Source organism: Pseudomonas sp. UBA4194 (assembly GCF_002379585.1).
In the GTDB taxonomy this organism is placed as follows: Bacteria; Pseudomonadota; Gammaproteobacteria; order Pseudomonadales; family Pseudomonadaceae; genus Aquipseudomonas.
In genome coordinates, this window is sequence record NZ_DFUE01000077.1 from 27,160 (window position 1) to 47,640 (window position 20,481).

The 20,481-nt window shown below is 62.7% G+C and carries 17 protein-coding genes and 2 pseudogenes; 10 read left to right on the forward strand and 9 right to left on the reverse strand.

The features are described 5' to 3' along the window. Positions 1-27 precede the first annotated feature (27 nt). From phnN to B3397_RS19055, 5 genes are all read right to left on the reverse strand, one after another. Entirely contained in the window at positions 28-2,073 is a 2,046-nt protein-coding gene (gene phnN, locus B3397_RS19035) for a phosphonate metabolism protein/1,5-bisphosphokinase (PRPP-forming) PhnN (RefSeq protein WP_296253106.1), read from the reverse strand. A 5-nt stretch (positions 2,074-2,078) separates the two neighbouring features. After that, positions 2,079-2,915 carry a carboxylating nicotinate-nucleotide diphosphorylase gene (gene nadC / locus B3397_RS19040; RefSeq protein WP_296253108.1) on the reverse strand — a complete coding sequence of 279 codons (837 nt, stop codon included), beginning with the start codon at positions 2,913-2,915 and terminating at the stop codon, positions 2,079-2,081. A 61-nt stretch (positions 2,916-2,976) separates the two neighbouring features. Then, positions 2,977-3,708, reverse strand: a complete 732-nt coding sequence (locus B3397_RS19045; protein ID WP_296253110.1) for an ABC transporter permease — start codon at positions 3,706-3,708, stop codon at positions 2,977-2,979. A gap of 5 nt (positions 3,709-3,713) precedes the next feature. Further along, positions 3,714-4,463, reverse strand: coding sequence for an ABC transporter permease (locus tag B3397_RS19050; RefSeq protein WP_296253112.1), 750 nt, complete (start codon positions 4,461-4,463; stop codon positions 3,714-3,716). 32 nt (positions 4,464-4,495) lie between these two features. Further along, a complete protein-coding gene (locus tag B3397_RS19055; protein ID WP_296253115.1) occupies positions 4,496-5,347 on the reverse strand; it encodes an ABC transporter ATP-binding protein in 852 nt (283 codons plus the stop codon). A gap of 620 nt (positions 5,348-5,967) precedes the next feature. Between B3397_RS19055 and B3397_RS19060 the strand changes: the two genes are divergently transcribed. The 6 genes from B3397_RS19060 (at position 5,968) to B3397_RS19085 (ending at position 12,170) form a co-directional block, all read left to right on the forward strand. Further along, entirely contained in the window at positions 5,968-6,954 is a 987-nt protein-coding gene (locus B3397_RS19060; protein ID WP_296253117.1) for an ABC transporter substrate-binding protein, read from the forward strand. Positions 6,955-7,317: 363 nt separating this feature from the next. Beyond that, entirely contained in the window at positions 7,318-8,466 is a 1,149-nt protein-coding gene (locus tag B3397_RS19065; protein WP_296253120.1) for an FAD-dependent monooxygenase, read from the forward strand. Continuing rightward, the gene (locus B3397_RS19070) at positions 8,463-9,275 is read left to right on the forward strand and encodes an alpha/beta fold hydrolase (protein ID WP_296253122.1); all 813 of its coding nucleotides are present in this window, start codon (positions 8,463-8,465) and stop codon (positions 9,273-9,275) included. Before B3397_RS19065 ends, B3397_RS19070 begins: the two co-directional genes overlap by 4 nt. After that, on the forward strand, positions 9,276-10,028 hold the full coding sequence (locus B3397_RS19075) for a maleate cis-trans isomerase family protein (protein ID WP_296253124.1): 753 nt from the start codon (positions 9,276-9,278) through the stop codon (positions 10,026-10,028). It begins immediately after the preceding gene. Between the two features lie 10 nt (positions 10,029-10,038). Then, on the forward strand, positions 10,039-10,665 hold the full coding sequence (locus tag B3397_RS19080) for an N-carbamoylsarcosine amidohydrolase (RefSeq protein ID WP_296253126.1): 627 nt from the start codon (positions 10,039-10,041) through the stop codon (positions 10,663-10,665). Between the two features lie 197 nt (positions 10,666-10,862). After that, a complete protein-coding gene (locus tag B3397_RS19085) occupies positions 10,863-12,170 on the forward strand; it encodes an MFS transporter (RefSeq protein ID WP_296253128.1) in 1,308 nt (435 codons plus the stop codon). Positions 12,171-12,460: 290 nt separating this feature from the next. On the opposite strand, the gene B3397_RS19090 is transcribed toward B3397_RS19085, so the two are convergent. Beyond that, entirely contained in the window at positions 12,461-13,666 is a 1,206-nt protein-coding gene (locus B3397_RS19090) for a sensor domain-containing phosphodiesterase (protein WP_296253130.1), read from the reverse strand. A 234-nt stretch (positions 13,667-13,900) separates the two neighbouring features. On the opposite strand from B3397_RS19090, the pseudogene B3397_RS22600 reads away from it, so the two are divergent. The 3 genes and pseudogenes from B3397_RS22600 to B3397_RS19100 all read left to right on the forward strand — a co-directional run. Continuing rightward, a pseudogene (locus B3397_RS22600) lies at positions 13,901-14,605 on the forward strand (PAS domain-containing protein); the annotation flags it as partial. Positions 14,606-14,725: 120 nt separating this feature from the next. Continuing rightward, a pseudogene (locus tag B3397_RS22605) lies at positions 14,726-15,160 on the forward strand (methyl-accepting chemotaxis protein); the annotation flags it as partial. A 100-nt stretch (positions 15,161-15,260) separates the two neighbouring features. After that, positions 15,261-16,199 carry an AEC family transporter gene (locus tag B3397_RS19100; RefSeq protein ID WP_296253135.1) on the forward strand — a complete coding sequence of 313 codons (939 nt, stop codon included), beginning with the start codon at positions 15,261-15,263 and terminating at the stop codon, positions 16,197-16,199. Between the two features lie 410 nt (positions 16,200-16,609). Here B3397_RS19100 and B3397_RS19105 read toward each other — a convergent pair whose 3' ends face one another. Continuing rightward, on the reverse strand, positions 16,610-17,377 hold the full coding sequence (locus B3397_RS19105) for an SDR family NAD(P)-dependent oxidoreductase (protein ID WP_296253137.1): 768 nt from the start codon (positions 17,375-17,377) through the stop codon (positions 16,610-16,612). 37 nt (positions 17,378-17,414) lie between these two features. Then, a complete protein-coding gene (locus tag B3397_RS19110; protein ID WP_296253138.1) occupies positions 17,415-18,470 on the reverse strand; it encodes a sigma-54-dependent Fis family transcriptional regulator in 1,056 nt (351 codons plus the stop codon). A 156-nt stretch (positions 18,471-18,626) separates the two neighbouring features. On the opposite strand from B3397_RS19110, the gene B3397_RS19115 reads away from it, so the two are divergent. Further along, a complete protein-coding gene (locus B3397_RS19115; protein WP_296253140.1) occupies positions 18,627-19,526 on the forward strand; it encodes a LysR family transcriptional regulator in 900 nt (299 codons plus the stop codon). A gap of 157 nt (positions 19,527-19,683) precedes the next feature. Here B3397_RS19115 and B3397_RS19120 read toward each other — a convergent pair whose 3' ends face one another. Further along, the gene (locus B3397_RS19120) at positions 19,684-20,481 is read right to left on the reverse strand and encodes an SDR family NAD(P)-dependent oxidoreductase (RefSeq protein WP_296253142.1); all 798 of its coding nucleotides are present in this window, start codon (positions 20,479-20,481) and stop codon (positions 19,684-19,686) included.

Below are 20,481 nucleotides of genomic sequence, written 5' to 3' on the forward strand. Positions count from 1 at the left end.
AAGGCGCACCGCGGTGGTCAGTCGATCCTATTGAGCCGGTGTAACGGTTACGCCGCTGTTGATCTGCGCCAGGATGACCGCGGACTCAAGGTCCGTGGCGCTGGACGCGTGGATCCGATACAGCACCTGCCCGGCCAACACCGTGGCGCCCTCGCTCACCTGCAGGTCGATACCGGCGGACTTGTCCAGCGGCGCACCGGCGCGCCGGGCGATTTCGGCGATTCGCCAGCCATCGAGCTGGCTGACCACCCCATCCGCCGGCGCCATCACCGGACAGGTCAAAGCCCCTGGCAACACCGGCGTTCTGCGCCCCTGGGCATCGATGATGCGCTCGAAGGCGGTCAACGCCGCGCCGCTGTCCAGCAATTGCTCGGCCCGCGCACGACCGGCCTCGACGCTGCCAATGGCGGGGTCCCAGGCCAGTATCTGTCCGGCAAAGAAGATCGCCTTCTCGCGCAGATCAGCTGGCGCTTCGCTGGCCCCACCGAGCACCCAGCGCACATCGCGCACCTCCAATGCCGGCCCGATACCGCGGCCAATCGGCCGCGACCCGTCTGTCGCGAACGCGACCACGGTCAGCCCGAGGCTACCCCCCACCTGCTCGAACAGGTCACCCAACTCCCGCGCCTGAGCGTGAGTCTTGAGCTTGGTTCGAGGCCCGTAAGGAATATCGACAATCACATGGGTAGAACCCGCGGTGAGCTTCTTCGACAGAATCGAGGCCACCGACCAGCGATTGGAATCGATCCCCAGCGGCCGGGTGATGGTGTTCATCACATCGTCCACCACGGAATGGTTCAAGCGCCCGTTCCAGGCAATGCACGCGCCCGCCTCGGCCACGCAGCGCTGCACATCGGCGGCGGTCAGGTCGACGCGGGCCACCGCCTCCATGGCATCGGCAGTGCCTGCGGCGGAGGTGATCGCCCGCGAAGACGTCTTGGGCATGGCCAACCCATGGGCGGCGATGATCGGCACCACGATCAGGGTGATCCGGCTGCCGGGCACCCCGCCCATGGAGTGTTTGTCGACCACGATCGGCTGTTGCCAGCGCATGGCAGGAGTGAAGCGCGTACGCACCCGAGCCAGCGCCACCACCTCGGCGTCGGACAGACTGCGCGTGGCGCTGACCAGGAAGGCACTGATTTCGCCCTCCGAATAACGCCCCTCGATGATGTCACGCAGCAACATCTCGTACTGCGCTTCGTCCAGCTCGTTGCCCTGCACCTTATGCACCAGGGCCTGCCGACTGGCCGGCGATGGCGTGCGCCGCAGCGCCACTTCGGTGCCTTCGGGCAAGCCCCAGGCCGCGAACGCCTCCTCGCTCAGCCCCAGTTCGCCAGCGCCGAGCAACGCCGAAACGTCCAGGCCATGGACCTGCACGCTCAGCGACTGCCCTTCGGCCAACAGATCGACCTTGGCCGAGCCCAGGTAATCCCCTGCCACCAGCACCGAACCCTGCACTGGCAGATAAGCGATACGCTCGGTGCCCACCGAAATCGGTACCCGCCGCAGGCGCAAGCGCTGCGCCGCGGTTTCCAGCGCGCGAATGAAATTGCCGATGCCCAAGGCCAGTTCACCGTCGTTGCTCACCCGCAGCGTCTCGATGTCCACCGGCAACGGGTCAACCTGGCGCAGTACGCGCGCCCTGGCCTGCTCGGCACTCTCCCGACCACGGGCCAGGATGCGCGCCGCCAGCACCTCGACCGAAGCGGTCACCTCGACCACCACCAGGCGTGGCACCAGCGCCGACAAGGCCCTGATCATCTTGCGCGAACCATTGGCGATGACATTGCAGCCATCGGCCAGCACCTGGAGCAGGTCCGCTGGCAGTCCATAAGACAAGCCGTGGGCCTGCCAGGTGACCAGGAACTCGCCCGCCGCAGCGCTGGCATTGAATTGGGCCTCGGTGACACCGTTGTGGTCTTCGCCAGGCGCGCCCGTGGGCCGCGTGATGGTGCGGCGAGCGAACACATAGCGACCGGTGTCGCCGAGGTGGGCGCGGGCGCCTTCGATCAGCGAGTCTTTCCCGGCCCCGCTGGGGCCGACGACAAAGAAGAAGATGCCCTGCGCCATATCGGTTACTCCGCCTCGTCCAGGCCGATGTCGACACACACGGCTGCCTGGTTGAGCTTGCTGGTAGAAATGTAGTCCACGCCGGTCTTGGAGATCGCGCCAATGGTGGACAGGTTGATGCCCCCGGACGCTTCCAGCTTGGTGCGACCGGCGACCATTTTCACCGCTTCGCTCATGTCTTCGACACTCATGTTGTCGAGCATGATCACATCGACGTTGGCATCCAGCGCCTCGGCCACCTGCTCCAGGCTGTCGCACTCCACTTCCAGCTTGGTCAGCACCGGCAGTTGGCGACGCGCGCGCTGCACGGCCTGGGTGATACCGCCGCACACGGCAATGTGGTTGTCCTTGATCATCACACCGTTGTCCAGGCCCAGGCGATGGTTCAGGCCGCCACCGCAGGTCACGGCATGCTTCTCGAGCATGCGCAGGCCAGGGGTGGTCTTGCGGGTGTCGATCAGGCGGGCCTTGCTGCCGGCGACGGCGGCCACGTACTTGGCGGTCTCGTTGGCGATGCCGGACATGCGCTGGACGATGTTGAGCGCGGTACGCTCGGCGGTCAACACGCTGCGCGCATTGCCGCGAACGTCGATCAGCACCGCGCCGGCTTCGACTTTCTGGCCGTCCTTGACCCGCACGATCACTTCCAGGGTCGGATCGTAGCGCTTGAACACCCGCGCGGCGATGTCGATACCCGAAACGATCAAGGTTTCCCGGGCATTCATGTAGAAGGCGCCGGTTTCTTCGGGCTCGATCATGACCTGAGCGGTGAGGTCGCAATAACCGATGTCTTCGGTCAGCCACAGGTCAATCAGGCGATCGGTCTGGAATACGTCGTACATCTTGATTACCTCGTTACAGAGAAAACGATGTGGGGTTAAGGGTGCTTCAGGGATCAGCGATTCAACGGTGCTGCAGCTTGCGATCGAGCATCAGCATCAGGCTGTTGCAGGTCACGGCAATCAGGGTCAGCAGCAAGGCCACCGCCATGATCGTGGAAATATCGCCCAGGCCCATGGCGTTCACCGCCAGGTAACCCAGGCCGCGCTGGGAAGCGAACATCTCGCCGATCAGCACGCCCAGCAGCGTCAGGGCGAAGCCCAGGCGCACGCCGGCCACCACTTCCGGCAGGATCGCCGGCAGCAGCACGTGAAACAGTTTCTGCGCCGGGGTCATGCGCAAGGTACCGGCAGTGCGCAGGTACACCGGGCGCATCTGGCGAATGGCATTCATGGTGAACAGCAGAATCGGGATCAAGCCGTGCATCACCCCGAACGCCACCTTGGACGACAGCCCCAGGCCGAAGCACAGCAGCACCAGGGGATACAGGGTGACCTTGGGAATGGCATACAGGTTGAGCAGGATCGGCTCGGCTACCGCGCCGGCCAGCCGGCTGACACCCAGCAGCACCCCCAGGATGATGCCGCCCACCAGCGCCAGCGCCATGGCATAGGCAAAGGCCTTGGCGGTGGCGCCCAGGTTCAGCCACAGCTCGGCGGTGCCAAGCATCTTCACCAGGTGGCCAATGGTTTGCCCGGGCGACGTCAGGGCGCCGGCACCGATGATCCAGTGCAGCACTTGCCAGCCGGCCAGCAGCGCCAGGAGCAGCAAGGTGGTGGGAATGAATTTCTGCATGGCAATCACCGTTGCCGACGCGCTTGCAGGCGCCGGTCGAAGAAGTTGAGCACCGAATTGATCACGGTCACGCTGATCAACACCAACAGCATCAAGGCGTACATGTTGTCGCTCTCGAAGTTGTTGTAGGCGAAGGCAATGGCATATCCGATGCCCGAGCCGGACAGAATGAACTCCGACGCAATCACGCCGATGAAGGCATAGGCCACCGCCAGTTTTACACCTCCGAACAGGTAGGGCAGCGCCGCCGGCAACATCACCAACCACGCACTCTGCCAGCGGCTCATGCGCATCACCGCAGCGCTTTTGCGCAACACGCCGGGAATTCGATCCAGACCGGTCAGGGTGGCGGTGATCATGGCGACGATGCCCAGCAACACGGCGATGGCGATGATCGAGCCGTGGCCTACGCCGAAGATCACGATGAACACCGGATAGAAGATGAACGTAGGCACCGCGTAATAGCTGGCCAGCAACGGCTCCAGCGCTTCACGCAGACGCGGCAGCGAATGGATCGCCAGGCCGATGAGAAACCCGGCAACCACGGCGATGCATGCCGACGCGATGATGTTGGTGAAGCTGAACACAATGTCCTGATTGAACTGGCCACTGGCGGCCAGGCTCAGCAGATGAACGAACATCTGTGACGGCGGGATCATCACGCTGTGGCCGATCACCTGACTCTGGCAAAGCGCTTCCACCAGCAAGATGAAGCCAATGACGAAACCCGCTCTTAGTACACTTTCAAGATTCACATCCAAGCCCTCGGGAAATGGGTAGGTACGGATCAGTGCTGGCCGCCCATCACCTTCATCGTTTCCACCCGCAATTTTTCCCACAGCCTGGCGTTGATTTCGCCGAAGCGCGGGGTGGATACCACGCGGCTGTCGCGATCGCGCTCCCAACCCGTCTCGACCATGTCGATGAATAGGCCCGGGCGTGAGGACATCACCCCGACGCGGTCGGACAGCATGGCCGCCTCGTCCAGGGCGTGAGTGATCAGCAGCACCGTGGCCGAGGTTTCCCGCCACAGGCGCAGCAGCTCGTCGCCCATCAGCAGACGGGTCTGCTGGTCCAGCGCACCGAAGGGTTCGTCGAGCAGGATCAGGCGCGGCTGCATCACCAATGTGCGAGCGATGCACACCCGTTGACGCATACCGCCAGACAGCTGAGCGGGATAGGCTGCCGCGAAATCCTTGAGGCCCATGAAACCCAGCGCATAATCGACCCGGCGCTGCACTTCCGGGCCATCGACACCGCTACGGCGCAGGCCAAAGGCGATGTTGTCGCGGACATTGAGCCAGGGGAACGAGGCATCTTCCTGAAACACCACACCGACGCCGTCGGGCACGCCACTGATGACCTTGCCTTCGAACATCACCTGCCCGGAGCTGGGCTTGGCCAGCCCTGACAGCACGTCCATCAACGTCGACTTGCCGCAACCCGAAGGCCCGACCACGGAGAAGAATTCACCTTTGTTCAGGGTCAGGTCGATCGGGCCCAGCGCCTGGAACATCTCTTTGCTACCGGCCTTCTTGAAGGAGCGCGTGACCTTGTTCAAGGTTACGTGGGCGGTGCGAGTGGTGGATGAAGGTCGCACGTCGTTGACGGCGGTGGCGTCTTTCAAGGCAAACGTCATATCTACTCCTCCAGGTCGGCTGGTAATCGTGCGAGCCCAAGGTTCGCGCCGCTGATCATTTATGATGCATACGCTGTATGTGTGAGTATTTGCAAAACGAGGGCCAAGTCGCTGTTCAAGCCACTATGAATCCAAAGCGTATTTATATTGCATTGATAGATAAGCGTTTTTTTAATCAGAAAACGTTGCTCTCCGAATTTGCTCAACAGCGTTATGAGCACACCAATTAAAAATGTACACGTTATACCTGTGCGCACTGATCTCCCCGCGCCACGGCGGAGCCAAACGTGGGACATGCGCACCATAGCGAGGCGCAAAACCGGGCGGAAGCGCTGCAACAACCATTGCTCTAATTTAACGCACACACTCTTTATAGGCGCATTCGAGAGAGCACCCGACAGAGCATTCAACATCACCGACTTATCCGGGTCACCTGGGTTATATACAAGTTAATCAATGACTTGATAGGTGCATCACGATACCTAGGCATACCTTTCAAGTTATGGCCCCGCTTTTGCAATAGGCATTATTAACAGCGTACCGATAATAATAACGACCTAACACTCATCCCTGCCCTTGCCATTACGAACGCATCCCGACCATACCCAGGAGTTTCGAGAATGATTGCAAAGCAAGCCCTCATGCTGTCGACCCGGAAATTCGCCCTTGCCGCCATCGCCGCACTGACAGTGGCGACACAGGCCGCACACGCCGACGAAATTTCAGTCACGCAGTGGGGCACCAGCCTCTACGGTCTTCCCTATGCGGTGGCCATGGACAAGGGCCTGTTCAAGCAGGCCGGCATCGACATCACCGGCATCCTCGGCTCGGGCGGTGGTGGCACCACGGTTCGCAACATTCTGGCCAGCGATACGCCTTATGGCGAAGTGGCGGTAGCAGCCGCCCTCGCCGCCCAGCGCCAGGGACTGGATCTGGTGATCGTCAACACCGGCACCCGCTCGGTGGCGGAGTCTTCGGTAGTGACGGTCAAAGGCTCGCCGATCAAAGACATCGAGCAACTGGAAGGCAAGAAGGTGGCGATCACCTCGCCCAAGGGCGTGTCCGAAATGCTCTTGCTCATGTCGCTCAAAACCAGCGGCGTGGATGCTGCCAAGGTTAGCCGGGTGGCCTCGGGGGGCTACGTCAATGGCCTGACCCTGCTCGATCAGAAGGCGGTAGATGCCGCCGTGCTGATCGAACCGCTGTCGATTCTGCGCAAGGATCAATATGACGTGTTGTACAAGTCCGGTGACGTGCTGCCGCCCATGACCACTTCGGTAGGTATCACCACCCGCGAATTCGCCAAGGCCCACCCGGACAAACTGCGCGCCATCATCGAAGGGCGTCGAATGGGGGTAAAAGCGATCTATGACAACCCGGCCGAGGCGGCGACGATCCTGGCCAACAGCTTCAAGCTGGAACCGGCGGTGGCCAAGGAAGCAGTCGACAACATGATCGCGCCGCACATGTGGAGCGAAGGCAATTTCGATCTGGTGGAATTGGAGCGCATGGCCGACGGCTTGCGCCTTAATGGCGAGCTCAAGGGCACCGTGGATTGGGTCAGTGTCATCGACAAGAGCTACCTGCCGACACAATTGCAGCAGTAGGGTAAACGACCGTGGGCCGGCACACCGGCCCCTTCCCCTCCTCTGTAGGAGCGGCGTAAAGCCGCGAAGACGCCCGCCCAGCCACCCAACAACCCCATCCCAGCCCCACCGCACCATCTCCACGCACCCAGCCTCAAAAAGGTGCGCATATAGCGTACTCGCTACTTATCACCCCAACCCAACTAAAAGCCTCACCCCACGAACGCCCCCATACAAGCGCCGATAACAAATTTTTAATCGTTATACATCAGTTATTTAGCGTACATCGAGGGCCCATTCACCCCACCCCTCTCAAAATCAGGAATAAATAGTGCATACGCTATGACTACGCATTACCCCACCTGACACCCAAGAGGATTACCAATGGCAAACGCAAAGAAAATCGCCATCGTCGGCGCCGGCCTGGGTGGCGCTGCCGCCGCGACCTTGCTGCAGCAGGCCGGCTTTGACGTCGACGTCTACGAACAGGCTCCGGCGTTCTCGCGCCTGGGCGCGGGCATCCACATGGGCCCCAATGTCATGAAGATCTTCCGCCGCATGGGCATCGAGAAACAGCTCGAGCTCATGGGCTCGCACCCCGATTTCTGGTTCAGCCGCGACGCCAGTGGTGAGTACCTGTCACGTATCAAGCTGGGCGACTTCGCGCGCAAGGAATACGACGCCGCCTACATCACCGTACACCGCGGCGACCTGCACGCCCTGCAGATGTCGACCCTCAAGCCCGGCAGCGTGCATTTCAACAAGCAGTTGATGCAGGTCGAAGACACCGGCAGCGATGTCGTGCTGAGCTTCGCCGATGGCACCCAGGCGCGCGCCGACATCGTGGTCGGCGCCGACGGTATCAATTCGCAGATTCGCGAGCATCTGCTGGGTGCCGAAGCACCGACCTACAGCGGCTGGGTGGGGCACCGCGCACTGATTCCGGGCGAAAAGCTCAAAGCCTTCGATTTCGACTTCGAAGCCTGCGTGAAGTGGTGGTCCGAAGATCGTCACCTGATGGTCTACTACACCACCGGCAAGCGTGATGAATACTACTTCGTCAGCGGCGTGCCCCAGGCCGAATGGGAAGGCGGCAACGCCAGCTTCATCGATAGCAGCAAAGACGCCATGTACGACGCCTTCAAAGGCTACCACCCCACTGTCCAGGCGCTGATCGCCAGCTCCGAATCCATCACCAAATGGCCGCTGCTCAACCGCAAGCCACTGCCGGTGTGGAGCAAGGGCCGCATGGTGCTGTTGGGCGATGCCTGCCACCCGATGAAGCCGCACATGGCCCAGGGCGCGGCCATGGCCATCGAAGACGGCGCGATGCTTGCACGCTGCCTGCAGGAAACCGGCGTCGATGACTTCGCCACAGCCTTCGACCTCTACGAAGCCAACCGCAAGGAGCGCGCCTCACGCGTTCAGGCGGTGTCCAACGCCAACACCTGGCTGCGCACCCAGGAAGATCCGGCCTGGGTGTTCGGCTACGACCTGTACGGCCACGAACTGAAAACGGAGAGCGCGGCATGAGTACGTTTCTTTACGGCGGCAATGTGCACGCCAACGGTATCCGCCAGCACTATCTGCGTTATGGCGGCAAAGGCACACCGCTGCTGCTGATTCCGGGCATCACCAGCCCGGCCATTACCTGGGGCTTCGTTGCCGAACGCCTGGCGGGACAGTTCGATGTCTACGTATTGGATGCCCGCGGGCGTGGCCTGTCGTCCACCGGACCGGATCTGGACTACGGCACCGATGCCTGCGCCGACGACATCGTGGCCTTCGCCGCCGCCCTGAACCTGACCGAGTACCATCTGCTCGGCCATTCCATGGGCGCTCGCTTCATCATGCGCGCCGCCACCCGCCACCCCCACGCCGGTATCAAGCGCCTGGTACTGGTGGACCCGCCGGTGTCCGGCCCCGGCCGCCGCGAATACCCCGGCAAGATGCCCTGGTACGTGGACTCGATTCGCCAGTCGCTGCACGGCATGAACGCCGAAGACATGCTTGCCTTCTGCCCTACCTGGACCGAAGAACAGCGCGCCTTGCGCGCCGAATGGCTGCACACCTGTTACGAACCGGCGATTCTCAAGGCCTATGAAGACTTTCATGAGCTGGACATCCATCAGGACTTCGCCAAACTGCCGGCCCCGGCGCTATTGATGGTGGCCGGCAAGGGCGGCGTGATCCAGGCCGAAGACGAAGCCGAGATCAAGGGCCTGCAGCCCTTGATTCGCCTGGCACGGGTCGAGAACGCGGGCCACATGATCCCGTGGGACGACTTCGATGGTTTTTTCGTTGCCTTGGGCGACTTTCTGCAACAGCCTGGAGCACTCTGAATGAACAAGGTTTATCGCATCGGCCAGATCGTGCCGAGCTCCAACACCACGATGGAAACCGAAATTCCCGCGATGCTGACCGCCCGCCAGCTGATTCGCCCGGAGCGCTTCACCTTCCACTCGGCGCGCATGCGCATGAAGCACGTGAAGAAGGAAGAACTGGCGGCGATGGACGCCCAGTCCGACCGCTGCGCGCTGGAGCTGTCCGACGCGCGCGTCGACGTGCTGGGTTACGCTTGCCTGGTGGCGATCATGGCCATGGGTCGCGGCTATCACCGCGAATCGCAACAGCGCCTGGGCCAGGCCGTACGTGACAACGACTCCGATGCCCAGGTCATTACCAGCGCCGGTGCCCTGGTCGACGGTTTGAAGGTGCTGGGGGCCAAGCGTATTGCCCTGGTCGCGCCGTACATGAAGCCGCTGACCGAACTGGTCGTCGACTACATCGAGCATGAAGGCATCGAGGTCAAGGTCTGGCATGCGCTGGAGATCCCTGACAACCTTGCCGTGGCCCGCCACGACCCCGCCAACCTGCCCGGCATCGTGGCCGACCTGGACCTGGAAGGCGTGGACGTGATCGTGCTCTCGGCCTGCGTGCAGATGCCGTCGCTGGGGGCCGTGGCCAAGGTCGAGGCACAAACCGGCAAGCCGGTACTGACCGCAGCCATCGCCACCACCTACGCCATGCTCAAGGCCCTGAAGCTTGAAGCCATCGTACCGGGTGCCGGCGCGCTGCTGTCCGGCGCTTACTGAGGAGTTCCCGATGACGACCGCTCAAGACAACTACCAGGGTGTATGGGGCAACCGCATTGGCTTCGGCCAGCGCCCTGCCCTGTTGATGATCGACTTCATGCAGGGCTATACCACCGAAGGCGCACCATTGTTCGCGCCCGGCGTGGTCAGCGCGGTGCGTGAAAGCGTCCAGTTGCTGGCAGCAGCGCGGCAGGCCGGCATCCCGGTGATCCACACCAATATCCGTTACCACCCCGGGCACTTCGCCGACGGCGGTATGTGGGTCAGGAAAGCACCGGTGATGAAAGACATGGTCGAAGGCAATCCGCTGGCCGCGTTCTGCGGTGAGGTGTTGCCGCTGGCCGAAGAAGTGGTGCTGAGCAAGCAGTACGCCAGTTCGTTCTTCGGTACCAGCCTGGCGCCGATGTTGCAGTCGTTGGGGGTGGATACCATCATCCTGGCGGGCTGCTCCACCAGCGGTTGCATCCGCGCCACCGCAGTGGATGGTGTGCAGCATGGTTTCCGGACCATCGTGGTACGCGAGTGCGTCGGGGATCGGCACGAAGCGCCGCATGAAGCGAATCTGTTCGATATCGACAGCAAGTATGGGGATGTGGTGTTGAAGGCAGAGGCGCTCGGGTATCTGCACGATCTGTAGTGGATGTACCGGGCTCTTCGCGGCTGCACGCCGATCCTGCAAGGTGTGGTTATCCCTTGTTGAAGCGACGTGAAGCCGCGAAGAGGTCCTCCCTGACATAACAAAAGAAACCACCCTTAGCCTGTATTCCTGAACTGCCCCCCCATTGAATCAATTTTGTGCCGCCCTGCACCTGCGGCAGAAACAGGAGATGCACCATGTCACTGAGCAACGCCGAAACGGTCGGCCTGCCCCAGGCCGCCACCGCCGATACCTATCGCAAGATCGTCTGGCGTCTGATTCCGTTCTTGTGCTTCTGTTACCTGGCGTCCTACCTGGACCGCATCAACGTTGGCTTCGCCAAACTGCAGATGCTCGACACCCTGCACATGAGTGAAACCGCCTATGGCCTGGGCGCCGGGTTGTTCTTCGTCGGCTATATCCTGTTCGAAGTACCTAGCAACCTGGTGCTGGAAAAGGTCGGCGCGCGCCTGTGGATCGCGCGAATCATGATCAGTTGGGGCTTGCTGTCCGGGCTGACCATGTTCGTCACCACCGAGTGGCAGTTCTACACCTTGCGCTTTCTGCTCGGTGCTGCCGAAGCCGGCTTTTTGCCGGGCGTTCTGTATTACCTGAGCCAATGGTTTCCGTCGTATCGCCGCAGCCGCATCATCGCCCTGTTCATGATCGGCCTGCCGCTGTCGAGCCTGCTGGGCAGCCCTATTTCAGGCTGGATCATGGGCAACTTCGACGGTGTGCAGGGGCTGCATAACTGGCAGTGGCTGTTCCTGCTGGAGGCGATTCCCACGGTGATTCTGGGCTTTCTGTGCTTTGTCATATTGCCCAACGGCATCCGTCAGGCCAAATGGCTCAGCGACGGCGAGAAAGCCGAACTGGAGGCGGTGCTGGCCAAGGACAACAGTGAGAACAAGGGCGGCCATTCGTTCCGCGATGGCTTCTTCAACCTCAAGGTGTGGATGCTTGGCGGCATCGATTTCTCGATTCTGCTCAGTGCTTACGCCATGGGCTTCTGGCTGCCGACGTTCATCAAGAACGCCGGGGTGTCGAACCCCAGCGACATCGGTCTGCTGGTGGCCATTCCGAGCCTGGCCGGGTTGATCGGCATGCTGGCCATCGGTGCCAGTTCCGACAAGCACCGCGAGCGCCGCTGGCACATCATCGTTCCGTTCATCATCGGCGCGGCGGCGATGTTCTTCAGCACCTTCTTCACCCAGAACGTAGCGATCACCGTGCTGCTGTTCTCGGTGGCATCGCTGACCATCATCGGCGCGGTGCCAGTGTTCTTCAGCCTGCCAGCCACGTTCCTCAAAGGCACCGCCGCCGCCACCGGCTTTGCCCTGGCCTGCTCGGTGGCCAACATCGCCGGGCTGGTGAGCAACTCGCTGATGGGTGCCGTAATGGACAAATTCCACAGCCCGCAGATCGCCATGTGGATCTTCGCCGGGTGCCTGCTGCTAAGCTCGCTGCTGGTAGTCGCCCTACCCGCCAAAACCGTAAACCGCTAACCCGTAGCAGCAGCGTAAGCCGCGTCGGGCCGTTACACCGTACACCTGACGGCGCCTCGCCCCCCGCGAACCCCGTAGCAGCGGCGTAAGCCGCGTCCGGTCGTCATACCGTACACCTGACACACCGCGGTGCCTCGGGCCTCGCGAATGTAGCAGCGGCGTGAGCCGCGTCCGGCCATTACACCATACGCCTGCCATACCGCGGTGCCTCGGGACGCGGCTTACGCCGCTGCTACAGTTGTGGGGGGGGCCGCGTCGGGGGGGGTTAGACGGTACACGCCGCATCCGGCTCAAGCCAGGGCATCCAGGGTCTGCGGATGGCCCAGCAGGAACCCTTGTGCCATCGCGGTGCCCAGGCGCTTCAACTGGGCGAGCTCCTGCTCGGTCTCCACTCCCTCGGCGACGATCACGCTACCGGTCTCGCGGCCAAAGGCGATCAATGCCGAGGCCATGGCTCGGCGCTGCAGGTCGCGGTCGATGCCACGGGTCAGGCTCATGTCGAGTTTGATCATGTCCGGGCGCAATTGCAGGATGTGCCGAAGGCTGGCATAGCCGGCGCCGGCATCGTCGATAGCCACCCGCACACCCTGGGCACGCAAGGGTTGTAGCGCCACCTCGAGCAGATGGTAATCCTGCACCACCGCGTGTTCGGTCAGCTCCAGCACCAGCCGGTGCGCCGGCTGATCGGCCAGGGCAGCCAGCAGCCTACCGCTTAGCACCAGTTGCGGCGAGCAGTTGAGACTGAGGTAGGTATGCCCCGGAAAGTGCGCCAGCGCCGCCAGCGCTTCGGCGATGGCCAGGCATTCCAGCTCTTCGCCCAAACCCACATCCGCCGCCTCCTGAAACCAGACATCGGGCGCGCGCTGCGGCTGGCTGGCAAACCGCGACAGACATTCCCAGCCGGCCACCTGCATGCTCGCCAGGTCGAAGATGGGCTGATAGACAATCAGCGGCTGGCGGGCATCCATGGCCGCGCGCACCCTCGTGGCCTTCTCGTCGTAATTGCGCGCGCGGCCCAGATCCGCCTCGATGCGCTCGGCGATCAGTTCGCCGAATACCTTCATCACTTGCAGGTCACGCTCGGTAAGACCAGGCATGGGGCAGTGACTGAAGCAGCAGAAGGTGCCGTAAAGACGCCCATCGCTCAGATGCACCGGCACGCTCATGTGCGAGCCGATGGGGAGGGTATGGGTCTCGGCAATGGCCAATGCCGCTGGAAAATCAGCGGTGTCCGGTATCACTCCGGGTAGCAGGCCGTCGACCACGCTGCGGCAATAGCCGGCACTCATCGCCAGTACGTCGCCCGGACTCAGGGGCGCCTGGCCACGGGCGTCGACGTGGGTGAACACACGATCGGTGTCGCGAAAATGCGAGACGAAGGCGACATCCATGCCCAGGTGCGTGCGCATCGCGCGCAGTACCCGGTCGATGCAGCCCGCTTCGGTAGCGTTCAACGGCCTCAAGGCAACCAGATCCATCAGGTTATCGGCTGTCATGCTCCCTTTAGCCTCCTAGTGCGATAGTGCCATCAGTGTAGATGCACCTCCCCCCTTCGCTTCAAGTAAAAATCGACGAATTGCGCGGTTGAGCGCCGAACATAAGCCAGACTCAAGTATCCGATGGCCGCGCCGATGCAATGGTCATCACCACCCCCAGCTCAGGGAAGCGCCGCCATGTTCAATAACAAACTCAAACAGGAACTCGCCGAGCTTCGCGAGAAGGTCTCGTCGATGGAACAGGTGCGCGCCAGCCTCGACGAGGAAATGCTGGGGGTGTTCCTCGATCCGCAGGGCCGGATCACTTCGGTGAATGCCAACTTCGAACGGGAGATGGGCTATCGTCCAGGCGCCCTGACCGGGCATCCCATCAATGAGCTGGTGCCCCAGCACGTCAAGGGTCTGGAGTTGTACGCGCTGTTCAAGGGTGCGCTGCAGCGCGGCGAGCACTACAGCGGCGTGATCCGCCTGATGCGTGGCGATGGCAGCGAGGCATGGCTGCGCTCGATCCTGCAGCCGATCAAGAACAGCGTCGGCGAGGTCACCCAGTTCTCGATCTACGCCAGCGACCTGACCCGCACCATCGAGTCGTCGCGCGAAGATGAGAGCCTGATCAAGGCGCTGCTGCGGTCCACGGCGGTGATCGAGTTCAATCTGGAAGGCGAAGTGATCACCGCCAATGATCGCTTCCTCGACGCCATGGGCTACACCCTGGAACAAATTAAGGGCAAGCATCACCGCCTGTTCTGCGAGCAGGCCGAATCCAGCTCGGCGCAATACCGGGCGTTCTGGGACAAGCTGCGCAGTGGCGAATTCGTCGCCGACCGCTTCAAGCGCATTGACCGTCATGGCCGCGTAGTCTGGCTGGAAGCTTCGTACAATCCGGTGATCGATGCCCACGACAAGCTGTACAAGGTGGTCAAGTTCGCCACCGTGATCACCGACCAGGTCGATCAGGACGTGGCCGTGTCGCAGGCTGCCAACGTCGCCTTCAGCACCTCGCAGCAAACCGATGCCTGCGCCCAGCGCGGCGCCACGGTGGTCAAAGACACTGTGACCGTGATGCGTGAACTGGCCCAGTGCATGCAGCAGGCGGCCGACGGCATCGGTGCGCTGGATCAGCAGTCACAGATGATCGGCAGCATCATCAAGACCATCAGCAGCATTGCCGAGCAGACCAACCTGCTGGCCCTCAACGCGGCGATCGAGGCGGCCCGCGCCGGTGAGCAGGGCCGTGGCTTTGCGGTGGTGGCCGACGAAGTGCGGCAACTGGCCTCGCGCACCAGCAAGGCCACCGAGGAAATCACCGGAGTGGTGCAGCAGAATCAGAAGCTGGCGGGCCAGGCGGTGGCCTTGATGGAAACCGGAAGAAAGCAGGCCGATCAGGGGCTGGCGCTGGCCAATGAAGCCGGCGAAGTGATCGTGGAAATTCAGGACGGCGCGCAGCGGGTGGTGGATGTGGTCGGGCAGTTTGCCAATCGGTTGGGGCATTGATTTTCGGGTGATGGGCTGGGTTCTTCGGTAAGTGGAGCATTCACCGCTAAACTCCCTACCCTACACAACCCGCCCTCCAACCCAAGGACGCTCTTGCGCAATGCTTGCCATCTTCAACGTCGCCTTTCCCGTGTTCGGCCTGATTTTGATCGGCTTCGTCTGTCGGCGGCGCAACATCCTGGGGCCGAATGCTTCCACCGAACTCAACCGTTTCGTGATCTATCTGGGGCTGCCCTCACTGCTGTTCGAAGCTATGGCGCGACTGGGGTCGGTGGAGGCGTTGAACCTGGGCTACATCCTGTCGTTCGCCCTGGGCATGGCGGTGGTGTTCCTCTTGACCTTGTGGTTACGCCTGCGCCATGACGCGCATTTCATCGATGCCACGGTCGACGCATTGGGGGCCGCCTATCCCAATGCGGGCTTCCTCGGTATTCCGCTGTGTCTGCTGACGTTCGGCCAGCAGGCGATTGCGCCAGGCGTCATTGGGGTATTGATGACTGCGTGCGTACTTTTCGCGATCGCCATCATCATGATCGAAACCTCCCGCCAGACAGAAAAGCACCTGGGCCGGACCTTGGCCAAGGTTGGCGGTTCGCTGCTGCGCAATCCGATCATGGTGGCGCCGGTGCTGGGCAGCCTGGTGGCCTGGAGTGGCGTGGCGCTGCCAACCGGGGTGCAGCAACTGTTCAATTTTCTGGGCGGCGCCGCCGGGCCTTGCGCACTGGTCTCGATCGGCCTGTTCCTGGCCGCTACCGAGTCGCGCAGGGCCGATAATCACACGCTGTGGATGCTGGTGGCCATGAAGCTGCTGTTGCAGCCGGCACTTACAGCGGTGCTGGCGTTCTGGGTGTTCGACATGCCGCCGATGTGGGCGTGGTCGGCACTGCTGTTGAGCGCATTGCCCATCGGCAATGGCCCGTTCATGCTGGCCGCGCTGTTCGGTAGGGAGGCTGACACCATGTCACGCGCGATTCTGGTGTCGACCTTGTTGTCGCTGGTGACGGTGTCGTTGATTCTGGCGTGGATTCCGGCGATGTGATGGGGTGACCTCGAGGGCCTCATCGCGGGCAGAGCCCGCTCCCACAGGGACCGCGTGAACACCAAAGAGCCCTGATGCCAGAGCTACTGCCCACAGGGGCCGTGTGAACACCACAGAACCCTGATGCCAGAGCTACTGCCCACAGGGGCCGTGTGAACACCACAGAACCCTGATGCCAGAGCTACTGCCCACAGGGACCGCGTGAACACCAAAGAGCCCTGATGCCAGAGCTACTGCCCACAGGGACCGTGTGAACACCAAAGAGCCCTGATGCCAGAGCTACTGCCCACAGGGACCGTGTGAACACCAAAGAGCCCTGATGCCAGAGCTACTGCCCACAGGGGCCGTGTGAACACCACAGAACCCTGTGGGAGCGGGCTCTGCCCGCGATGGGGCCCTCCAGGCCGCCGTCAATCCCGCATGTAGCCCCCATCCACATCCATGATTTCCCCGGTCACGAACGCGGCCGCATCCGAGGCCAGGAAACACACCGCCGCGGCGATGTCCCGCGGTGTTCCGGCGCGGCCCAGGGGCATGTCGGCCAGTACCCGGGCGCGCGCGTCGGGTGCCAGCACGCTGGTCATTTCGGTGTCGGTCAGGGCCGGGGCGACGGCATTGGCGGTGATATTGAAGGGCCCGCCTTCGCGAGCCAAGCCCTTGGTCAGCGCTATCACACCGCCCTTGGCCGCGGCGTAGCAGCTGTTGCCCAGCAACCCACCGCCGCGTTTGCCCGCCACCGAGGCGATATTGATGATCCGCCCAGCGCGCCGATCCATCATCGCCGGCAGCACTGCCTTGGCGCAGTAGAAGACACTGGTCAGGTCGATGGCCATGACACGGTTCCACTCAGCGGCACTGACTTCCAGCAAAGGCCCGGTGGAGACGATGCCGGCGTTGTTGACCAGGATGTCGACGTCCCCCCACTGCATTCGAACCGCCGCCACCATGGCCAGCACTTGCTGCTCATCGGAGACGTCGACAGCCAGGCCCAGAGCCTCTATGCCCTGCCCGCCCAATTGGGCAGCAGCACGTTGCGCGGCAGTGAGGTCGAGATCGGCGACCACCACGCGTGCACCGCATTGGCCGAGGGCTTGGGCGATGGCAAAACCGATGCCGCGGGCGGCACCCGTGACCAAGGCGATACGGCCGGTGATGGCGAGGGAGACAGGGGTATTCATTGTTGTTATTCCCTTGGGTGTGATTGTGGGTGGGCCATCAAGCCAACGAATACCCACCCTGCGCCAATTGATCCTTGAGCGGCGCAATCCCCAAGCGCCGCAGCACCCGATACAGCGAAGGCCTGCAGATACCCAGCGCCCGGGCTGCAGCGGACATGTTCCAGCGGCACTCGTTGAGCACGCCGAGCACATCGTCGCGCTCACTCGCCGGCGCGGCCGCGGGGGCCGCGCGCAAGATGGGCGTGACAGTGGCTGTCTTGACCACCGCCGGCGCCGAGGTCTGGGCCAGGAATTCGGCCGGTAGATCCGCCAGCTGGATACGCGCGCCTTCCATCACCGCGCAGGCATAGCGGATGACCGCGCGGAGCTGACGCAGATTGCCCGGCCAGCTGTGGTTGAGCAGCAGCGGCCAGACGCTGGGGGCCAGCACCTGCTGCGGATCGCACCCCGGCAGCTCGCTGGCCAGCATGCCGCGCACCAGCTCGGCGATGTCGGTGCGTTCGCGCAACGGCGGCAGGCGCACCACACCGGTGGCGATGCGGTAGAACAGGTCCTCGCGAAAGGCGCCGTTTTCCACCATCTGCTCCAGGTTCTGATGGGTGGCGCAGATCAAGGCAAAATCCACCGGCACGCTGCGCTCGGCGCCCAACGGGGTGATCTCGCGCTCGGCAATGACTCGCAGCAGACGGGTCTGCTGTTCGTAGGGCATATCGCCGATTTCATCCAGAAACAAGGTGCCGCCATCGGCTTGTACCACCTTGCCCTTCTTGCCGCACGGCAGCGCGCCGGAGAACGCACCGCGCGAATAGCCGAACAGCTCGCTTTCCACCAGGCTTTCCGGAATCGATGCGCAATTGAGCGCCACGCACTGAGCGGAACGTCGCTGGCCGTGCGCGTGCAGGGCGCGCGCCAGGACCTCCTTGCCGGTGCCTGTCTCGCCCTGGATCAGCACGGCAATGCCACGCTCCATCAAACGCAGGGCACGGCCAAAGGCCTGGCGTACCTGCGGGTCGCTGTCGTGGGCGATATCACATTCGGGGCGGTCGTTGAACCGAGCGGGGGCAAGCGAAACGTGTTCACGTACGGAGGGCATCAGCGTCACCTTTTATTGTTCTATAGCTTGTGACTATGTCGACTCACCGCGCTTGTGACGCGACGGTCGAAGTGGCGTTGCAGATTCACAATAGTCCAGGCGAACTTATATTTTCCAATCCATAATCAAGCATCCATTGATACCTTTGCGAGCATCATGATCGAGCTAAGGCATTTACAGTATTTCCGCGCACTGGCTGAAACCCTGCACTTTGGGAGGGCGGCGGCAAGGCTGCATATCTCGCAGCCGCCGCTGTCGCGGCAGATCGCGCTGCTGGAAGATGAATTGGGGGTCAAGCTGTTCGACCGGTCGCGTCGGCGGGTGGAACTGACGGATGCCGGGCAGCGCTTCTATCTGGATACCGGCACCGTATTCGCGGCGTTCGAACAGGCCAAGCGCAATGCCCTGGCCGCTGCACGCGGTGCGGCGGGCGAGTTATCGGTGGGCTTCATGATGTCCACGGCCTACAGCGTGACTCCGGCGATCACCCGCCGGTACGCGGCGCTGTATCCTCAAGTGAACCTGAAACTGACCGAGACCTTGCCACTGGATCTGGCTCAGGACATCAGCAGTGGCAGCAAGGACGTGGCGATCATGTACCGCCCGCAGGATTGCACGGGGCTGGAGACGGTGACCATCTACCGCGAGGAGATGACGGTGGTGCTGCCGCCCGGGCATCGATTGCTGGAACAGGCGCTGATCGAGCCTCAGGATCTGGCTGGGGAAACCTTCATCATCGTGCCGCGGCGCATCGCCCCGGCGCTGCACGACATGATCGTCAATTACTGCCTGCAGCACGGCGTCACGCCCAACGTGGGGCTGGAAATCAATATGCAGCAGACCATCGTCAACCTGGTGGGTGAAGGGCTGGGCATCGCCATCGTGCCCCGCTCGATGCGCAACATGCGCCTGGCCACCACCACCTTCCGGCCGTTGCGCAACGCCCCGGTGATCGAGGTGGTGGCCGTGTGGAAAGCGGATAACCACAACCCTTGCATCGCTACCTTCATCGAAAGCGCGGAAGTGGCAGGGGCGCAGGCGTTACGCGAGCTTTGAGGGGTGCCAGTGCCGGCCCCATCGCGGGTAGAACCCGCTCCCACAGGGGGTGGGGGTGTCGGGGGGCTTGGGTGTACGATTGCTGGGGTGAAATGCGGTCTCGTGTGGGAGCGGGTTCTACCCGCGATGGGGCCGGCACTGACACACCCCAGGAACCTCAGATCTCCAGAATCCCCGAGGCCATGAACCCACCGTCCACCGGGATCACATGCCCGCTGATGTACGAGGCATCGTCGGACGCCAGAAACGCCACCGCGCCTGCCATCTCCGCCGGCGTGCCATAGCGGCGCAATGGCACCGCCCGGGCATAGGAATCGCGGGTGGCGCTGGAATGCAGGCGCTGGGTCAGCGGCGTATCCACCGGCCCTGGGGCAATGCCATTGACAGTGATGCCGTACTCGGCCAGTTCGATCGCCATCTGCCGGGTCAAGCCGATCACCGCAGCCTTCGACGTACCATACGCGGTACGCCCCATGCTCGCGCGCATGCCACTGATCGACGCCACGTTGATGATCCGCCCCCAGCCATTGGCCCGCATCAAGCGAGCCGCATGCTGGCCACAGAGCAACGTGCCGGTCACGTTGATGTTCAGCACCCGCTGCCAGTCCGCCAGATCACAGTCCAGAAACGCCTGGGTTCTGGCAATACCCGCATTGTTCACCAACACATCGCAGCGCTCGAGGCTGGCGAATGCCGCAGCGATCGACTGCTCGTCGCCGATGTCAATGACCAGCGCCTGGGCTTCGATACCTTGGGCGCGCAAGCCGGCAACCCCCTCGTCGGCAGCCGTGGCGTTGATGTCGGCGACCACCACCCGATGCCCATCCTGGCCCAGGCGCTCGGCAATCGCGGCGCCGATGCCCATTGCCGCCCCTGTGACCAGCGCCACCCGACCCACCGCACCTTGGCCGGATACCGCGGTAGAACGTGAAACCTTAATGACTGCTTGGCTCAT